Source organism: Leptolyngbya sp. FACHB-1624 (assembly GCF_047649235.1).
Classification (GTDB): domain Bacteria; phylum Cyanobacteriota; class Cyanobacteriia; order Leptolyngbyales; family Leptolyngbyaceae; genus Leptolyngbya; species Leptolyngbya boryana.
Genome location: NZ_CP180258.1, coordinates 3,247,829 through 3,266,381 on the forward strand (window position 1 = coordinate 3,247,829; position 18,553 = coordinate 3,266,381).

20 protein-coding genes and 1 tRNA gene are annotated in these 18,553 nt (G+C 48.3%); 8 read left to right on the forward strand and 13 right to left on the reverse strand.

Going from position 1 to position 18,553, the window contains the following annotated elements; genetic code table 11:
• Positions 1–24: 24 nt before the first annotated feature.
• From ACMUEV_RS15225 to ACMUEV_RS15245, 5 genes are all read right to left on the reverse strand, one after another.
• The gene (locus ACMUEV_RS15225; RefSeq protein WP_190652462.1) at positions 25–2,259 is read right to left on the reverse strand and encodes a glycoside hydrolase; all 2,235 of its coding nucleotides are present in this window, start codon (positions 2,257–2,259) and stop codon (positions 25–27) included.
• A 77-nt stretch (positions 2,260–2,336) separates the two neighbouring features.
• A complete protein-coding gene (locus ACMUEV_RS15230) occupies positions 2,337–2,567 on the reverse strand; it encodes a NifU family protein (RefSeq protein ID WP_197693365.1) in 231 nt (76 codons plus the stop codon).
• A 124-nt stretch (positions 2,568–2,691) separates the two neighbouring features.
• Entirely contained in the window at positions 2,692–3,339 is a 648-nt protein-coding gene (locus tag ACMUEV_RS15235; protein WP_017288270.1) for a DUF3386 domain-containing protein, read from the reverse strand.
• Between the two features lie 101 nt (positions 3,340–3,440).
• A complete protein-coding gene (locus tag ACMUEV_RS15240; protein WP_190652461.1) occupies positions 3,441–5,213 on the reverse strand; it encodes a sensor histidine kinase in 1,773 nt (590 codons plus the stop codon).
• Positions 5,214–5,307: 94 nt separating this feature from the next.
• Entirely contained in the window at positions 5,308–5,532 is a 225-nt protein-coding gene (locus tag ACMUEV_RS15245; protein ID WP_017288268.1) for a type II toxin-antitoxin system CcdA family antitoxin, read from the reverse strand.
• A gap of 303 nt (positions 5,533–5,835) precedes the next feature.
• Between ACMUEV_RS15245 and lepA the strand changes: the two genes are divergently transcribed.
• The 3 genes from lepA (at position 5,836) to ACMUEV_RS15260 (ending at position 10,413) form a co-directional block, all read left to right on the forward strand.
• Positions 5,836–7,653 carry a translation elongation factor 4 gene (gene lepA / locus ACMUEV_RS15250; RefSeq protein ID WP_017288267.1) on the forward strand — a complete coding sequence of 606 codons (1,818 nt, stop codon included), beginning with the start codon at positions 5,836–5,838 and terminating at the stop codon, positions 7,651–7,653.
• Positions 7,654–7,944: 291 nt separating this feature from the next.
• On the forward strand, positions 7,945–8,919 hold the full coding sequence (locus tag ACMUEV_RS15255; protein WP_017288266.1) for a UDP-glucuronic acid decarboxylase family protein: 975 nt from the start codon (positions 7,945–7,947) through the stop codon (positions 8,917–8,919).
• 78 nt (positions 8,920–8,997) lie between these two features.
• Complete coding sequence (locus ACMUEV_RS15260) at positions 8,998–10,413, forward strand: UDP-glucose dehydrogenase family protein (RefSeq protein ID WP_190652460.1); 1,416 nt, start codon at positions 8,998–9,000, stop codon at positions 10,411–10,413.
• 47 nt (positions 10,414–10,460) lie between these two features.
• On the opposite strand, the gene ACMUEV_RS15265 is transcribed toward ACMUEV_RS15260, so the two are convergent.
• Positions 10,461–11,288, reverse strand: a complete 828-nt coding sequence (locus ACMUEV_RS15265; protein ID WP_017288264.1) for a lysophospholipid acyltransferase family protein — start codon at positions 11,286–11,288, stop codon at positions 10,461–10,463.
• A 277-nt stretch (positions 11,289–11,565) separates the two neighbouring features.
• On the opposite strand from ACMUEV_RS15265, the gene ACMUEV_RS15270 reads away from it, so the two are divergent.
• A tRNA-Glu gene (locus tag ACMUEV_RS15270) sits at positions 11,566–11,638 on the forward strand.
• Positions 11,639–11,686: 48 nt separating this feature from the next.
• On the opposite strand, the gene ACMUEV_RS15275 is transcribed toward ACMUEV_RS15270, so the two are convergent.
• From ACMUEV_RS15275 to ACMUEV_RS15300, 6 genes are all read right to left on the reverse strand, one after another.
• Entirely contained in the window at positions 11,687–12,514 is an 828-nt protein-coding gene (locus ACMUEV_RS15275; RefSeq protein ID WP_190652459.1) for a site-specific integrase, read from the reverse strand.
• The gene (locus ACMUEV_RS15280) at positions 12,507–12,698 is read right to left on the reverse strand and encodes a hypothetical protein (protein WP_190652458.1); all 192 of its coding nucleotides are present in this window, start codon (positions 12,696–12,698) and stop codon (positions 12,507–12,509) included. The genes ACMUEV_RS15275 and ACMUEV_RS15280 overlap by 8 nt, the downstream gene beginning before the upstream one ends.
• On the reverse strand, positions 12,695–12,922 hold the full coding sequence (locus tag ACMUEV_RS15285; RefSeq protein ID WP_190652457.1) for a hypothetical protein: 228 nt from the start codon (positions 12,920–12,922) through the stop codon (positions 12,695–12,697). Before ACMUEV_RS15285 ends, ACMUEV_RS15280 begins: the two co-directional genes overlap by 4 nt.
• Positions 12,919–13,821, reverse strand: a complete 903-nt coding sequence (locus ACMUEV_RS15290; RefSeq protein ID WP_190652456.1) for a hypothetical protein — start codon at positions 13,819–13,821, stop codon at positions 12,919–12,921. Before ACMUEV_RS15290 ends, ACMUEV_RS15285 begins: the two co-directional genes overlap by 4 nt.
• A gap of 95 nt (positions 13,822–13,916) precedes the next feature.
• Positions 13,917–14,135, reverse strand: a complete 219-nt coding sequence (locus tag ACMUEV_RS15295) for a hypothetical protein (protein ID WP_190652455.1) — start codon at positions 14,133–14,135, stop codon at positions 13,917–13,919.
• 83 nt (positions 14,136–14,218) lie between these two features.
• Positions 14,219–14,461 carry a hypothetical protein gene (locus ACMUEV_RS15300; RefSeq protein WP_190652454.1) on the reverse strand — a complete coding sequence of 81 codons (243 nt, stop codon included), beginning with the start codon at positions 14,459–14,461 and terminating at the stop codon, positions 14,219–14,221.
• Between the two features lie 194 nt (positions 14,462–14,655).
• On the opposite strand from ACMUEV_RS15300, the gene ACMUEV_RS15305 reads away from it, so the two are divergent.
• The 4 genes from ACMUEV_RS15305 (at position 14,656) to ACMUEV_RS15320 (ending at position 17,005) form a co-directional block, all read left to right on the forward strand.
• Positions 14,656–14,877: a helix-turn-helix domain-containing protein gene (locus ACMUEV_RS15305; RefSeq protein WP_415354788.1), complete on the forward strand. Its 222-nt coding sequence runs from the start codon at positions 14,656–14,658 to the stop codon at positions 14,875–14,877.
• Between the two features lie 253 nt (positions 14,878–15,130).
• Entirely contained in the window at positions 15,131–15,340 is a 210-nt protein-coding gene (locus ACMUEV_RS15310; protein ID WP_190652452.1) for a hypothetical protein, read from the forward strand.
• Complete coding sequence (locus ACMUEV_RS15315; protein ID WP_190652451.1) at positions 15,327–15,713, forward strand: hypothetical protein; 387 nt, start codon at positions 15,327–15,329, stop codon at positions 15,711–15,713. Before ACMUEV_RS15310 ends, ACMUEV_RS15315 begins: the two co-directional genes overlap by 14 nt.
• On the forward strand, positions 15,710–17,005 hold the full coding sequence (locus tag ACMUEV_RS15320) for a hypothetical protein (RefSeq protein WP_190652450.1): 1,296 nt from the start codon (positions 15,710–15,712) through the stop codon (positions 17,003–17,005). Before ACMUEV_RS15315 ends, ACMUEV_RS15320 begins: the two co-directional genes overlap by 4 nt.
• A gap of 433 nt (positions 17,006–17,438) precedes the next feature.
• Here the strand turns inward: ACMUEV_RS15320 and ACMUEV_RS15325 are convergent, their stop codons facing one another.
• Entirely contained in the window at positions 17,439–18,368 is a 930-nt protein-coding gene (locus ACMUEV_RS15325) for a hypothetical protein (protein ID WP_190652449.1), read from the reverse strand.
• Between the last annotated feature and the right edge of the window lie 185 nt (positions 18,369–18,553).

Below are 18,553 nucleotides of genomic sequence, written 5' to 3' on the forward strand. Positions count from 1 at the left end.
CCCAAAACGACGATCGCCCCCATCTTACGGAACTGAAATCGCAAGCATTCCATTCTCTGGTAAATACTGTCGATAGCGTCCACCTTCCGAGAACACGACAACTAAGCGCAATCCATAATCCGGCTCCACCTGAAGATCCGCCCATGGAATTGCAATCTCAACACAACTATCAATTCCAACCTGTGCCCGACTTGCCCGCGACTGCCAGCGCGAATACTCACCCGCCTCTTGCAGCCAAACCGTCTGAGTCAGCAAATTTATCCCCAAATGATGGTGAAACGCATAGTTCAAAGGCGATTCCTTCGGCAAATCGACGAGCGGAATCGGACTATTGTGCATCGGGCGATTCTCATAGAACCACAGTAAATTCAACTCTGGCGGAATCTCTTTCCCCGGTTGTACTCCCGTCTGAAAGTCCAAGCGCAAATAGAGATTCAAGTGATCCACCCCATACCAAAGGCGCTGAATCGGGCTACTTTGGTGCATCGTTCCGCGCGCACCTCCGACTTCAATTCGTCCCGCTTTATCCCAATCCTGCTCATTGCCGCGACCATCGATCATCGGATGAATAAAGCCTTGCGGCGTATGATCTCCACGAGCTTCGTGAACCTCAACAGGCTGGCGAACATTCTCAGGCACAGGTTCATTCAGCGATCGATACAACGCTGCTAAATGCTCTCGAAACAACTGATCAAACATGGCATCTTGATTCGAGGAATGTCCTTCCCCAAACCACCAGAACCAATCCGATCCTTCTGCTGCATACAGTGCTTCCCAAGCTTCGGGATTGTTTTCTTCCGTTGCTTCAGGATGGTTTGCTAAAGTCTGACGCGCCGCAGTGAGCAAATCCCAAGCTTTATTTTTGGCAGGATCACCAATCCAGGTTGTAAAGCTTCCATCGACCCAAGAACCACTATGCAATTGTTGTGCAGGAATCGTTTCTGTCGGTGGATATTGCTCAATGAATTCTGAAACGGTAACTAACTTGATATCTGGATCATTGCTCAAAGTCTGGTAAAGCAGTTCTAAGAAAGGCTTACCGTCTTGTGGGTAAAACTCCCAACAGTTCTCACCATCCAATGCAATGGTCACTAACCAAGGTTGATCCGCTTTATCTTTGAGCGATCGCGCAATGGCTTCTAAATGTCCGACAAGGTTCGTCACCGCCTGCTTCGGCTCCATCGCGCTGTAAGTAAATCCGATCAAGTCCGACAACCGATGATCCCGAAATACGATCGCTAAATCTCCCGCAGGCGTTTCCAACCGATACGGACGATAAAGCTTCTCCGGCTCATAAACATTTCCCGTCTCATCCCGATGGAAGAAATGCTTCAGCGACCATCCCAACACTGCCTCATCCGAACACAGCCACTGAAATCCCTGTTTTGCAACATACGGCAAAATTTCAGGACTCACCGACTGTTCCGAAGGCCACAAGCCCCGTGGAGCACACCCAAATCGCTCCTCATACATCTGCCAAGCTTTATTCAAATGCCGAGGAATATCTTCTGCAAACTGAAAGCGCGATTCTGGCAGCGTCATATTCGGTACAGCTACCCGTCCCGCATTCGTATCTGCGAGCAGCGGCAAAATCGGATGCGTGTAAGGGGTTGTCGTCACCTCAAGCTGACCCGATTCTTGCATCTTGCGATGTTGAGGAATGATGCGACTGAGAATTTCTCTATGTTTCGCGATGATTCTTTGGCGATCGCTCAACGTAAACCCTTTCCCCTGCTTCAACCAAGCCTCAATCTCTGGATCATCCCAAAACAACGGATCAATCCACGCCAAATTATGCCAAGCCAGCAGATCGCTATAATCCTGTTCCTGCCAATTCTCCAGACACCAACCGCGTCCCCGTTCCTGCCGCTGCCCGTAGAGTTCTGAATAGCGCGGATGCGGATTGATTAAAGTATGCTGATTCGCATCAAAGAAATGTTCAATCACGAATTCCTTGGATGCGCGATCGAGGTTCTCTACAGGCGTAACGGTCGCGATCAAATACGGGTCAAGTGCCGTTCCAGCCACATAATCCTCAATCTGCATGATCAGCGACGGCACAAGATTCACCGTCTGATGCAATTTTGGATAACGTTCTAACAACAGAATTAGATCAAGATAATCCTTGGTTCCATGCAGCCGCACCCAAGGCAAGCGATATTGCCCCTCAGAAGCAGCATAATAATTCGCATCGCCACGGCTTTTATAAAGCGGTTGATGCTGATGCCAGATGAAAGCGACGTGAAGCGGATACGGCATAAAAAATGGAGGCTTGGGATAGACCTGTTCAGTTTAATAGTCTACCGCTTGCCCCCCATTTCATTTTCAGGATTTCCTTACAAAACCTGTTCGACTTCCGCGATTTCTGGAATCATTTCGCGCAAACGTCGTTCAATTCCCATTCTCAAAGTCATCGCTGAGCTTGGGCAACTGCCGCAAGCACCTTGAAGACGCAGTTTCACGATCGGCCCATCTAATTCCACCAGTTCCACGTTGCCACCATCTGACATCAGATAGGGACGCATTTCGTCCAAAACGGTTTCGACATTTTCGGGCGTAAGTGTCAAAGACATAGTTCACCTACTAACAACTTGTTGATCTCATCGTAGCTTTGATTGGCGGACTGTGGGGAGTGGGGAGTGGGGAGAAAGTTCTACTCCCTACCCCCTACTCCCCACTCCCCACCCTCTACTAAGCCACGCTCGCAGGTTCCAACAATCTCACATTCGCAAACGAAAATTCGCTCGTATGCTGTTCAGTTTTGATCGTCCGGCTGGTCAGAATGTAATACCCACCGATTTCTTCGTACAGGTCTTCAAATTCGCTTCTTGCGCCTTTGACTGCGCCAGTCTTCGGATCGCTGTAGATCGAATCGTAGCGATGCGAGAGATAGCCACTGCCCGTATCGTGACTGCTGAAGGTATTAATCGTCACGACGACACCATGAATGTGACGATGCACGAGGCTGACTTCGTTATTGCGAATTTTATAGCGATCGCCTTCTCCCTTCCCACCGACTAAAAGCTCAACGCTCCCATCTGGATCAGTTGCGCCGAGCGTAAATGTATTCTCGCCATGCGTCGCTTCAAAAGCCCGACGAACCCGATGCACTGCAATTTCCCAAACTTGCCCGTGAATCGCTTTCTTGCCTTCTCCGTCTTCAATGTCAAATACATCAAAGGTGAAATCAGGATTGATGCGGCACTTTGCGTTGTAAGTCTTATCGCCTTCGCGGTAGGTTACATCTGCGGTATAGCCCGGAAAATTCTCATCCCAGGTGTACCGATTTTCGTAAGCAGCCCGAAATAAAGCGCGAGCATCGGTTTGCACAGTCGTCATCCTAGATCTCCGTTACTTCTCTTGTTCTAGTTTAGAGAATTTGGCACAAACTCGCTTGTAGGATTGAACTTCATCCAGCCTTGAATTCAAGCAGGCTCGATTTAATCTGCTGCAATCATCACAGGCTCTTGATACAACGGCACTGTAAACGTCACAGTCGATCCCAAGCCTTCGCCCATACTGTAGAAGTTCACAACTCCACCCATTGCTTCTACCAATTTCTGAGAAATTGCCAACCCTAAACCCGTTCCGCCATACTGCCGCGTCAGTGATCCATCGACTTGACTGAACGATTGGAACAGTTTGTCTTGCTTATCTAACGAAACCCCAATTCCGGTATCTGCGACCCGAATCTTCACCAGTCCAGGCAACTCCTCATCCTGTACGACGATTCGCTTCTTAATCACCTCGGCACTCACCGTCACACCGCCTTCATTGGTGAACTTGATCGCATTTCCCATCAAATTCAATAACACCTGAAGCAAACGCTGATAATTGCCATATACGACGATTTCATCGTGCGTTTGAGGCATTTGCACTTCAAAACTCAAATTCTTCTGGCGAATCTGAGTTCGAGTCATCGTTTCCACTTGATCGAGTAATTCTTGCAAACTCACGGGGCTGCATTCAATCTGCATCTTCCCGGCTTCGATCTTGGCGATATCCAAGACATCGTTAATGATGTCCAGCAAGTGCATCGCCGATCGATGAGCTTCTTCGATAAATTCTCGCTGTTCCTGGGGATCTTCTGCCATCCCATCGAGAACCAGCTTCAAAAAGCCAATCATTCCATTCAGCGGCGTTCTCAACTCATGCGAGGTATTGGCTAAAAATTCACTCTTGAGTCTGGACGCTTCCTCGGCTTGATGGCGTGCTTCATCGAGTTCGCGGTGCTTCAGCATCAAATTATCATTCGCACGTTGCAGTTCAATCAACAATGCCGCATGAGCGATCGAGGTTCCCACCTGATCGGCTAACTCCTGCACAAAATCTAATTCCGCTTGCGTCCAAACGCGATCGCGATCGCACTGATCGAGAATAATCACCCCATTCGGCTGATCCTGATAATGGGTGGCGACCAGCAAGCGCGTTTGAGGAACATCCAGACTCGAATTTAATTCAATCTCTTCGGGAGCTTGGCGCACTGCCCGAATTGGGTTCAACGTCGTCAAAGCTTTCTGGAGTAAAGGATCGCTCTGAATGTCAAACGTTGCCCCTTTCAATGAAGTCATGCAATCTTGACGAAATTCTGCCACCGACTTAATGCTCGATCGCTTGGAATCATAGGGACAAATCACACACCGACTGACATCGAGTGCCATGCCCAATCCGTCTACGGTGACCTGCCAAATCGTCGAGAGGTCTAAATTCTGGCGTGCATTCCAGACAATTTGGGTCAAAAGCTGCTGATAGCGATCGAGCGAATTGCCACGCGACAATTCAACTGCTTGCAAGGGAGATCGCATCTCATCTAGCTCATTCGCCTGTTCGCCAGTCACAGCAACGAGCGCCGCTGTTCCATTTGGCAAAATTACCGGACTCATCACCAAGTCGAAGAGAACGGTGCGATCGCCGCACTCAAACAGACATCGAAACTGTTCAGGCGTTTGAGAGGCAAGCACTCGTTTCAGACGATCGAGATAGGTTGAACGAGAGACGGGTGCAAATGCGGCTTGAATCGATCTGCCCAACAAATGCTCAGGTTGAATCTGAAAATCTGCTGCCCTCTGCCAGTCGAACGCAATCAAAACTCCCGCCGCATCTTGGATCATCATCAACTCTGCAACCCTGGGTGCAGCAGAATCAGAAGCGGACGAGTCAATCGAGTAAGAAGAATCAGACAGAGAAGTAGAAAGATCCACAGAAGTGACCATTTGACCTGAATCTCGAAGCAACAACACCTGGCATCACAAACGCGACCCTAACCTAGATAGCCCGATCACAATGCCCGATCGCTCACTTCTTATCCTAATCGTTCCATTCCCCTCGGGGAGGCAAAGGTGGATTTCTTGGCAGCGTCCGCGCATTATCTTCGTCCCGGTACATTTCGCTTCTCAACCACTGCCGCAACGCCACTTCCACCACTTTGCTTGGATCGTTCGTCAAATGACGGACTTGATCCAACAGATCAGAATCAATCTGAATGGCTAATTCGGTTTTGTGTCGATCGGGAATTTGAACTTTATCATTCATAAGGCAATCACCTTCTCTGAGAAGGTTGGTTGAAGAGTCGGGGCAATTCAGTAAAAATCACCCAGTTGCGATCTTTCCCCATAAAATGGATGTACCGTTTTTTACCTAGATTCATCAAAGTTTTAACATTTTTTCATTGATAGCTTCGAGGCAAATTTGACACCAGGAGAAATTATCGTAACTGATGTTTCTTTATTAATAGCCTCTCAAATTCTCGAACTCAGTGAAGAAAGCATTAAAATATCTTAAGCATCTCTTTTGTCTGAGAGTGCCTGTCCTTTGCTCCTGCACCTTCTGAAGTTTATGACTGACGTACCCGTCAACCGCATTCGCAATTTTTCGATCATTGCTCATATCGACCACGGCAAGTCTACGCTGGCTGACCGTTTGCTCCAAGAAACGGGAACCGTGACCGCACGGGAAATGAAAGAACAGTTCCTCGATAGTATGGATCTGGAGCGGGAGCGCGGGATCACGATCAAACTGCAAGCTGCCCGAATGAATTACACCGCAAAAGATGGACAGCAGTATGTGTTGAACTTGATCGACACTCCCGGACACGTCGATTTCTCTTACGAAGTTTCGCGATCGCTCGCAGCGTGCGAAGGTGCGCTCCTCGTCGTCGATGCCTCTCAAGGTGTGGAAGCTCAAACGCTGGCAAACGTCTATCTGGCACTGGAACACGATTTGGAAATCATTCCGGTTCTGAACAAGATTGATTTGCCCGGCGCAGAACCCGATCGCGTGCGCCAAGAAATCGAAGATGTCGTTGGGTTAGATTGCTCGGAAGCGATCATGGCATCGGCAAAAGAAGGCATTGGTGTGCCCGACATTTTAGAAGCGATCGTGCAAAAAGTTCCGCCCCCTGCAGACACAACCAACGATCCCTTCCGCGCTCTGATTTTCGATAGTTATTACGATGCTTATCGCGGTGTCATTGTCTATTTCCGGGTCGTCGATGGCCAGGTGAAAAAAGGCGATAAAGTCTATCTGATGGCATCGGGTAAGGAATATCAGATCGATGAACTGGGCGTTCTCTCTCCCACTCAAGTCCAGGTTGATTCACTTCATGCAGGTGAAGTGGGCTATTTTGCGGCTTCGATTAAAGCAGTAGAAGATGCACGAGTCGGCGACACAATTACCCTCTCGGCGAAGAAAGCTTCTGAACCTCTACCTGGGTACATCGAAGCAAAACCGATGGTGTTTTGCGGCATGTTCCCGACCGATGCCGACCAGTTCCCAGAATTGCGAGAAGCACTCGACAAATTAAAGCTCAACGATGCTGCATTGAATTTTGAGCCAGAAACTTCCAGTGCGATGGGCTTTGGCTTCCGGTGTGGCTTCCTCGGCTTGCTGCACATGGAAATTGTCCAAGAACGGCTAGAACGCGAATATAACCTGGATCTAATTATCACTGCGCCTTCGGTGGTTTATCGAGTCACTACGATCAAAGGCGAAGTTGTCTTGATCGATAATCCAGGTAAACTTCCCTCACCTACCGAGCGCGAAAAGATCGAAGAACCTTATGTTCAAGTCGATATCATCACGCCTGAAACGTATGTGGGGACGTTGATGGAACTCTGCCAAAATCGGCGTGGGGTCTTCAAAGATATGAAGTATCTCACCCCTGGACGCACCACGCTGATTTATGAATTGCCGCTCGCAGAAGTCGTCACAGACTTCTTTGATCAGATGAAGTCACGATCGCGCGGGTACGCCAGCATGGAATATCAACTGATCGGCTACCGAGAAAACGCGTTGGTGAAGTTGGATATCATGATCAACGGTGATCCGGTCGATTCGCTGGCAACGATTGTTCACCGCGACAAAGCCTATGGAGTCGGTCGTGCGCTTACAGAGAAACTTCGCGAACTGATCCCACGCCATCAATTTAAAATCCCGATTCAAGCCGCCATCGGCAGCAAAGTTATCGCCAGTGAACATATCCCGGCGCTGCGTAAAGATGTCCTAGCCAAATGCTACGGCGGTGACATCTCACGGAAGAAGAAATTGCTGCAAAAACAAGCGAAAGGCAAGAAGCGCATGAAAGCGATCGGGACGGTCGATGTGCCCCAAGAAGCTTTTATGGCAGTGCTTCGACTCTCAAACGAACAAAGTTAACACGCTCGAATCGCTCCTACCCAAAAAGTTGGAGCGATTTTCATTTGGGGATTGAAGATTCGGTGAACTCGATCGACACGAACCCCCCATTTCAAAGGCTTCTGCTATGGTGCTAACTGCAAAAGCTCGTTTCACATCAGCTCTTTCCGCTTGCTCCATCCGGATGCACTCCGCGATGCTCGTTAATTTAATGGGTACAATCTTGGCAAGCAAGAGTTGACTCAATCGTAAGATTGAGCACCTTGCAACTCCGACCCTCGTTCGTTTGCAACTTCAACAGATTCTGGACTTATGCGAATTCTTGTCACTGGTGGTGCGGGTTTTATTGGCTCTCACTTAATCGATCGCCTCATGAACACAGGTCATGAAGTGCTTTGCTTGGATAACTTTTATACCGGACATAAACGCAATATTCAACATTGGCTAGGAAATCCCAATTTTGAATTGATCCGTCACGATATTACAGAACCGATTCGGCTCGAAGTTGATCAGATCTATCACTTGGCATGTCCTGCCTCACCCGTTCATTACCAGTACAATCCAGTCAAAACTGTCAAAATCAACGTGATGGGCACGCTCAACATGCTGGGATTGGCGAAGCGTGTCAAGGCAAGATTTCTGCTGGCATCCACTTCAGAAGTCTACGGCGACCCAGAAGTGCATCCTCAAACGGAAGAATATCGGGGTAACGTCAACCCGATCGGGATTCGCAGCTGCTACGACGAAGGGAAACGAGTCGCGGAAACCCTTGCCTTTGATTATCATCGCCAAAACGATGTTGATATCCGTGTTGCCAGAATTTTCAATACCTATGGGCCTCGAATGCTCGAAAACGACGGTCGCGTTGTCAGCAATCTGGTCGTTCAAGCACTGCGTGGGATTCCCTTAACAGTTTACGGAGATGGATCTCAGACTCGCAGCTTCTGCTATGTCTCCGACCTCGTAGACGGACTTTATCGCTTGATGAATGGCGACTTTATTGGGCCTGTGAACCTGGGTAACCCAGGCGAGTATACAATTTTACAGCTCGCGCAAACGGTTCAGGATATGGTCAATCCTGAAGCTGCGTTGAAATTTGAGCCACTGCCGCAAGATGATCCGCGTCGTCGCAAGCCGGACATCACTCGTGCTCAAACGCACCTAGGTTGGCAACCGACAATCTCGCTGAGAGACGGATTAGAGCGCACGATCGCAGATTTTCGCAGCCGTATTGAAGCTTCCGAAGCACAATCTCAATTGGATGCGGCTAGCATCACCACGCATTAATCAAACATTCCCGAATTTCTGAAATTCGGGAATGCTAGCGAGAAATAAACTGACCTTTGTTTTGAGGAGTCTAGAGTTATGCGCGTTTGCGTTATTGGAACAGGATACGTAGGTTTGGTAACAGGTGCTTGCCTTTCGCATATTGGTCATCACGTCATTTGCGTAGACAACAACGAAGCAAAAGTCAAGTTGATGCAGGCGGGACAGTCCCCAATTTTTGAACCCGGATTGTCTGAAATCATGCAGTCGTCCATTCAGTCTGGACGCTTGGAATTTACCACTGATATCGCAGCGGGTGTTGAACATGGCGAAATTTTATTTATTGCGGTTGGCACGCCTGCATTACCAAACGGGGAAAGTGATACCCGCTATGTTGAAGCAGTAGCCCGGGGCATCGGCTCAAACCTCAAAGGCGGCTATAAGGTGATTGTGAATAAGTCTACGGTTCCGATTGGATCGGGTGACTGGGTGAGAATGATCGTGCTTGATGGCATCGCAGAGCGCCAAAAGGCTGAAGCACAGCCTGTCCTCGCGACAGCAGGTGGCGGCGTGGATGAAGTCATGCCCAGTGCGGTGACAGGCGACTATGATTTTGATGTCGTCAGTAATCCTGAATTCTTGCGCGAAGGTTCAGCTGTATTTGACACGTTCAACCCCGATCGTATTGTCTTAGGCAGCAATAACAACGATCGTCCAATCAAATTGATGAAAGAACTCTATGCTCCGATCGTAGAGCGTCAATTTGCAGAAGTTAAATCTGCGCCTCCAGTTCCCGTGGTTGTGACGGATCTCAGTTCAGCTGAAATGATCAAATATGCAGCGAATGCATTTTTGGCAACCAAAATCAGCTTTATCAACGAAGTGGCGAATATCTGCGATCGCGTTGGGGCAGATGTGAGCCAGGTTGCGAAAGGCATCGGTTTAGATTCTCGGATCGGCAGCAAATTCCTTCAAGCAGGTCTCGGTTGGGGTGGATCTTGCTTCCCGAAAGATGTCTCGGCATTGATTCACACCGCTGATGATTATGGTTACGAAACTCAACTGCTCAAGGCTGCAGTGAGTGTCAACGAGCGTCAACGGTTGATCGTGGTTGAGAAGCTGCAGCAAGCGTTGAAAATCTTGAAAGGAAAAACGATCGGCTTACTGGGCTTGACCTTCAAACCGGACACCGATGACTTGCGTGATGCTCCTGCATTGAATGTGATTGAGAACTTGGCTCGGCTCGGTGCAAAAGTGAAGGCATACGATCCGATTATTTCTCAGACCGGAATGCGTCATGGTCTTTCGGATGTGATCGTCGAAACCGATGCAGAGCGCTTAGCCGATGGCTGTGATGCACTCGCTCTGATTACCGAGTGGGAACAGTTCCTCAGTCTCGACTACATCAAGATGGCAAAACTGATGAACACCCCAATTTTGATCGATGGTCGGAACTTCCTCAACCAACCTGTGATGGAGGAAGCAGGCTTCCGTTATATCGGTATCGGTCGCTAAGTTTCATCTTCTCAACTCGAAAGAGGCGCAGCGATGCGTCTCTTTTTTTATGGGCAGTTCGAGAGCGATCGCAAAATGATTTCTAAATCTTCAGTTAATCGTTTTGCACCTTGTTTGGGATGGTCAGAGGCATAGACGATCGCACTCAAGGGCTTTTCGACATGAATTTTGACGGCGGTGCGCCAGGGGACAAGCGGCTTGCTGTATTGGATGGAGATCGGCACGATCCGAACATCTAGTTCTGGCTGGCTCGCTTCCGCTTGAAGTGCAAGTCGAGCAAGTCCCGGTTTAAGCGGTGCTGGCTGACGATAAATATTGCCTTCCGGAAAGATGACTAAGACTTCGCCATGCTGAAGGAGACAAACGCTGTGACGCAAAGCGGAGATTCCAGGGTGACGTGTGTTGATAGGGAAGCCACCTAAACGTCGGATAAACCAACCTTGCAGCCCTTTAATCTCATCGGCAGTCACCATAAATCGCAACACGCGTCCAGTGACATCTTGCCCAACCGCATAAGGAACCATGAATGCATCCCAGCGCGATCGATGCGTTGAGGCAATGATCACTGGACCTGTCGTTGGAAAATGCTCTCGACCCGTGACTTCAATCCGACGAAAGTAGAACGGAAGCACAAGGTATCGCGCCAGCGGGTAAGCAATAGAAGCCAGCCACGGAAGACAGCGCGAGCGGGTAGATTGAACAATAGAATTTGGGATTTCCACGGGCGGACGAGCGGTTGACTCGGATTCGGCAGAACAAAGTCGCTCCTTTGCAGTAGCGGAAGATTGAGACAGAGGCATGGAAAGACCGGGGCGAGTCAATACGCCATGAGATTTGGGGGATTTTGGCGAGCGCATGAAGTCAATCAGAAGCATAGCAGAATAAAACTCGTACCTTCTAGGGTCGGTAGATGATCCTTATATTCCATTTACGGTAGTGGGTTTTCTCGATCGTGCGGCTCTATCAGAGGACAGTTCTAGGGGTGGCTGATTGACGAATTTAGAACGAATCACTGACTCTTTTTGCAAGGCTCCCTTCCTCGCAGCTTCAAACCCTAAGTTCTAAAATCGAATAACTTAGGTGTTGACAGTTACAGTTTTGTCGCTTATATTAGTAAATGTCAAACGCGCTGAACAACGCGCTGCGAGGTGTGCCCCCATCGTCTAGAGGCCTAGGACACCTCCCTTTCACGGAGGCGACAGGGATTCGAATTCCCTTGGGGGTATTAGCTGAAATTAAGACAGGGTGAGAGTTTTGCTCTCGCCCTGTTTTTTCAGTCTTCTGAATGCGGTAGCGGTGGAGTTTGGTGATTTTGCAGAGTGCGATCGTATGCATTTTGCAGAATGACTCGATCAATCCATCGGTGATAGATGCGCTCATGCACGACGTACGAGTGCCCCATCATACGAGCAGCGAGTTTGTAATCTAAGCCATATTCGAGCGAGCGAATTGCCCATCGATGTCTGAGTAACATCGGATTGAAAGGCACTTTGGCATCTCGAAAATAGTGATTCACAGACCGCCCGATCGCTTCATTGGGTCGATCAAGTTTGATCGGTGGCAACTGCACATCAGCCAAATTGAAGGCTTCAAACCATTCTGGATGATATGCCCAGACCTGGCGCTTCCCGGTTTTGGTGTTCTTCTCTACCTGAAGGATTTTGTCACCCGTTCGGAGTAGATCGAAGTCTAGACGGAATGCTTCATGCGGTCTGAGTCCGTACGTTGCCAAAATTCCAATTACCCATTTCCAACCGGGATTTGTCAGTCTGCTCCACTCGGAGCAAATCAACGTGTCGGATGGAACGAGACGGGGATTGACTGAGTCCGGAGAATATTTGCCTTCATAGCGCTTTGGGTTGTAATCAATCTGCGCGAATTGCGCGAGTTGACGAGCCACCATACAGGCACGTTTGCGAGATTTGGTGTTTGGAGTGGTTCCAATCACTAAGTCATGTAGAACTGTGGCTGTAAGTGGGCTTTCCATCGGCAATTTCTTCAAAATCTTCCAGTAGTCGCCATTCCAGGTTGTTTGACTGCTACCGCGTTGAACAAAGTCCTTGCGGAATTCTTCAACCCAGTGAGAGCAGGTTTCAGTCATGCGGTGGCGGTTCTCCAAATAGCGAGAGTTGGACGTATTTGGGGCGATGCCGTTTGAGCCGTTTGATTCTTTCTGCGGTCGGAGTCGATTCGATCAGGATTTGAATCGGCAGATTCATTTGCATTCCTCGAATCATTTGCAGTAGGGCATCCCGAGCGGCATTGATTTGAGTTGCTGTGATCATGCTCCCCTCGCAACGACTTCAATTGTCTGCGTTACTCGCTCGCGTTCCTGGTCTAGAAATTCTTCTAGAAGTGCGAGTTCTCTGCGGGTGACAGCGTAGTGATTTTCGTGCCATTTATTCAGCAGTTGATGCTCGCTCCACTTGCCAGCTGGATCAAATTGGCTGAGAATTTCGAGACAAACTTGCATGTAGGCGATGCGATCGCTGTAGTCGATTGGCATCATGACCCGGACACCTCCAAAATTGCATCGGCGAGCGTCAGCCATCTTTCATCCGGCATCAGAATCCGTAGGATGCCATCGCCCCCCATCATTGAGGCGACTACGCGACCTTGAGCGCGCGCACGATCAAACCATTCACCAAAATTTGAGGGTGCAGATTCTCGCGGGAGATTGGGTCTCCACCCGTTTCTTAATGCCTTGAAGAAGAATTTCACTTTGTCCTGTACTCGCTTTGAGTTCTGGACTACTGCGATCGCCTGTTCAATTTGTTCGGCTGTGAAGTGTTCGATCTGAAGAAGCTGTGCTTCTGTCAATTCAATTCCGGATTCTTTCAACCTTTGATCAACTGGGTGGGTGGGGGGACTAACTGACTCAGTAGTTAGTTGTTTAAAAGATTGATCTAGTTGAGTTAGTTGAGGAGATCCAGACTCCGCTTGGGTTCTGGGTTCTAGCCCTTGGTTGTCGCAGATTTGAGACAAGTTGTCGCAATTTTGAGACAGGTTGTCGCAGATTTGAGAATTTCTGTCGCAATTTTGAGACAAGTTGTCGCAGATTTGAGACAATTCTTCCAAAAAAATATAATCTGGAACTCCCTCAGTAGTAGAGATTGGGATGCTTAGCTCCATTTCATCGGGTGCAGAAATTCTCAGTCTTCCCTGCTCTGCAAGAGTGCCGATCGCGCGGTAATAAGTTGCCCTGCTGAGGTCGAGTTGACGGCAAATCTGGCTGATGCTGACTCGAATCGATTGACCAATGCGGCGAGATGCGGCGATGAGATAGAAGATTGCCCCGGCTGGGGTGAGCAACCCCGCTTGATAATCTCGAATCACATCTTTGACGCTGATCCGATGGTGAGGGGCTGACTTTTTGAGGGTATTTTCAGTAGAATTGCGGTTAAGCATGAGCTTGTTTCATGGTTTTGTTTGCAAATTGGTACGCCACCTATGGGCGAAAAACAACGGGACAGAGGTGTTTGCGGCACTTCTGTCCTCTCGCTTTATTGGACGATCGCTTCGAGGAGCACTTTCTCGCAAAGCGTTTCTAGATAACCCCAAGCCTGCTCAGCTTCGCTGTCTCTGAGTTGGACAATTTCACAGTCAAAGCAGAGTTCAAGATAGCTGTGATCCTGCTGGATGAAGTGCTTGGCGTGATTGACGCGATCAAGATTGATGAGTCGATCGCCAACTTTGATTAGGTACATCTGTTTTTGAGTCATAATTAGCCCAATATTTGTTAGTTTTTTGCGGTCGTATGCCTACCAGGGAGCGCGATCGCTTTTTTATGCGGATGTGCAATCGCTCAATTCATCTCATCCAGTGGTTCAAGCGCTTCTTTAGACTTGAGATTGCTGATGAGTCCACGTGCTAAGGCTCTGAAGCGATTGAGAATTTCTTTGTTTGTCATGTATGTATCACTCAAAATCGGGACTCCTGATGTGTACGTGTTATATCCATCGGAAAATGAGGCAACACAGACAGCACAAAACTGAATAGTCTCAGCCTTGATGGGGGCGAAACTGCGATCGCCTGTCTCCGATCGCATCGCTGTTTGTGAACCAGCAAAATCCCTCACGAAACCGTGAAAGGTGTTTTAGTCACACAGGCTAAAGCGCGGTTTTGTGCTGCCGTTGTGCTGTCTAGTGAACAAGAGTTCAACTTAGAGGATTCTAACTGAACTCTTGTTCATGAACAAGAGTTCAGTTTAAGATGAAAAAAACTCGTCAAGAATCTGAGTTCATGAGCCTGTTGAAACTGAAAGGAAAAACACCTGAAGAGGTTGCTACGGTCTTGGACATTTCTCCGAGAGCGGTTTACTACTGGCTTTCAGGGAGTCGTGAGCCACGATTGACTATCAAGCAAATTCAGGATCTCTGCTCTTTCCTCGAATGTTCTGTTCATGATCTGCCTGTCTATTTCGGACGTAGCCCAAATAAAAACACTGAAAGCCTTACAAACTAGGCTTTCAGTGTCAGTAACGATCAACTTGGAGCGTGAAAAATGAAAACTCATTTCTAAAAAACTTCTAGACCCAGAGAGAGCGGTCACTCTCTCTGAGTGTCGCCCCGTAACGCTGAACACACACGGAGCTAGGGCAATTATGATCCACGATCGGAGCCAATGACACAAATAAAACGGGGGACGGATCAATGCGAAGGCGCATTAGACCCGTCCCCTTAAGTTTTTTAAATTCTTCATCTATCTGCCCACAAGTATGCACGAACTCTCTGAAGCTGACGAACTTCATACCCAAAGCGCCCGCGACTATGCAGAACTTGCAGAACATTGGGCGAAAAAATCACGCCACTACGCCAACTCGATCGACCTACCTGCCGCAGTCGGAATTGCGATTGCAATCAGCGTTCTCATTACCTGCCTACTCATCACATTCCATCCAGGAGCAAGCTGCTATGCCCAAAGATGACGGCACACCCAAAGTCTTGATCGAAACTAACTCGCTATTCGGAGATAAGCGAGTTGAGCAAGTCAAAGTAGACTCGAATCGCCTTGACCCGATCGCCACGGCTAAGAACCGCCTGATCGATTCCCTCATCCATCCTTACTTTTTAGATGCAGTGGGCGATGCCGTCTGTTGGGTGAGTGCAACGTGTTTCATCGTCTCAATCATGCGTCACACGCCATTTCTAGATTATTTTGCAGCGCCATTTTTCTTACTGCTCACTGTGGCAGCCGCTGGAGCGATCGCCGCAATTTGGACAATCCCAGAAGTGGGCGGCGCGCTAATTTTACGCGCTGTCTTCATCCTGATCGGTCTTGCTTTGGGGGATGCGCTATGACTCGCACGATTCACCCGTCAGAACTCTCTCAATTCGTCAGAACTCACTTTCTCGCTAAGTCTGCGGCAGTTTCGATTCTGATTATTTCCCTCTGTCTACTTGCGGGTGGAACGCGATCGCAGTCGCCAGAATTCAGAATGATTCTGTTCGGCTCATCCCTGGCGACTGCCTTCTTATCGCGGCAAGTTCACAAAATCGCCATCGATGCCGAGCGACAATTCGACGATTCTCGCGATATCAGCTTAACCAATTGGCAGAATCAACTCTTTAAGCGCACTCGCGACGATCAGTTAACGGTTCAAGTTCAGCCAATTGCCGCAGAACCGGATCGGCTCCCTCTATTTAATTGGGCAGAACTTGCCGATTCAGATCAGCATCCAGTACTCGCCATCATTGCCCCAATGGGCGGCGGCAAATCTCGCTTAGTGAAATACCTCGGCAAGTACGTTTTATTTGACAGACAACCTTCGATCGTCGCATTCGATATTTATGCTCGCGATCGCGATTGGGATAGCGCCGCTGTCGAATATGCCGACATGTTGAAAGTGATGGAAAGCGACCTGATCGACATTGAGAATCGGAAGAATCGGTATCGCAATGGCGAGACTGAATTTAGCCCGGAATTACGAGTCTTAGAAGAATCAGTCGATACTTTGCCCAACATTGCAGCCCTCGGCAAAGATGCAGAATCGATCGTCGATAGTTGGTTGAGAGTACATGTCTCAGTCGCTCGTAAGCTCAAATATCGCCTCTGCCTTGTCTCAGTCAAACTGCGCGGTTCTGACATCGGTATCGGTTCCGAATCGCGAGACGATGCGACGGTGATTTTTGTGGGACAGAAAGGAGTCGCTAAGGCAATGAGCGACACGCGATATTTCAAACTCGGCACAAAGCAGAATGCTGAATTGAAAGAACAACTGCGAGTCAGTCTGATCGGCGTTCAACATCCAGCACTTGTTTATGCAAGTGGCGAATGGTTCCCCGCTTCTGTTCCCCCTCTCACTGGCACAGGCGATCCAATTGGTGCAACATCATCGTTTGATTCAGATGAATCAGAGGAGCAGGATGAGTCAGACGAGCTAACAGAAACGCTCGATAAAATTGAGGCATTAGCTATCAAATTGCAGAGTGAGAATCAGAACTGCACACCTGGAAAGGTTAGGAAGTTCATTCATGCTTGCAAAGCCAGTCCTGACACCAAAATTATTTGGCTTTTCCAATTACTTGAAAACCAGGGACGCGGTTCGATCGCGACAAATGGCAGAACGTCAAAATTCTGCCCAAAAAGCTGAAATTTCCCAGTTTTGAAAATTACATCGCCTTTATCGCCCTTGCTTCTATGCAAGGGTTTTGCGTCTCGCGAGGGGTATCGCCCCTCGATCGCCCTGCGAGACGATGCGAGAATAATTTGCGCTTCTGCTTGAGACTGCAAAACTCCCTATAATCAAACGACTGAAAGAATATGAAATATGTCCCTCTTGATTACTCGAATGGATTGCTTTATTGGAAAAACTGCACTGATAAATCAATGACGATCGCGGTTCTTCGGTTCGTTCATAGAAAGCCATTGCATCCTGAATTGTTTGACCTTCTCAAAAGCTATTTTCATCACTGGGTCATGTTCCCCCATTTCAAGATCAATGCCGCTGATCGAGTAGCGCTATCTACTCAGTTAATCAGTGCGTCAACTCAAGAAGATTTAGAGAATGGTTTCGCTGACTCGCATCATTTTGTTTGTTTTGGAAACGCTCGATGAGTTAAATCCCAAGTATCGTCTGGTGTGGCTGTAAAGTCTGAACGAAAGTTGCGATCGGAAAACTGACGTAAAATTTCACCGCCAATGAATTGGGTATTCATCAAGAAGCTTCCAAGATCCAACCGCGAGAAGTCTTTGGCTTCATAGCGGCTTTCAACATAATCTGGAAGCCGGTTCACTACGAGTAATACAGTCTCTCGATCAAAATTGGGCAACTGTTCAGCAGTTTTATTTACCAAGTTTTCTAAATTGTGTCCGTAGCCATGTTTCTTGCTTGCCAAAGTTTTCTCATCAACTCCTTTAGCCATAAGAGCACCTTTCAGCAGCAATTCTGTCGAAATACAGCAATTCTGAATTACAGCATATTTGTTAAATGAACCTAATACTGTTGCTGCTGCTGCCTCAAGTTGTTGTTTTGCCAAATACCACCACTCCACCGTTTTATCTGGTAGTTGTCCTATTTTTTCAAGGTCATCGAGTCCATATACAAAATCCATTAGATCAATAACCTGATCAAAAAAAGCCAGCCCAGATTGTTGCTCAGTAAACAACCATCGCTTTTGTATCTCAGGTACATCAGTCAGGAAATCGACTGGATTGATTCCAGGTGAGCCATAAATCACTGGAATCCGCAGAGGAAAGAACACGTCCCGAAACATAAATGCGCCCACGTGCATAGGTGGCATGTGAAGATCCGATGGACGGTACAATTCGCTGTATATGTGATTAACAGCATTGAAAAGTGGATCGCTTTGAAGGATGGAACTGCTCCCAGGTTGTAAACGCTGTGCGATTTTCATGTATGCAGCTAGAGGGCGTTGAAATGGTTCTGCTCCCTCTTGGATTAGTTCACCGTCTACTTCAATAACGAGCTTCGTTAAATCAATTTCTTCTTCCACTTCTGCACTTGAACGAAATTACACTACTATGTTACATGATACTACAAGCCAGCAGCCCAACACGTCACGGCAGCGGACGGTTGAAAGCTGCTGGTGCTAAGTTCAAGCTTATCTGCCGCCGCTGCGTTTTGCCGTTGGGTAGCTGGGGTAATCGGTGGAGGTAGTGCTTTAAGGTGACTAGATGA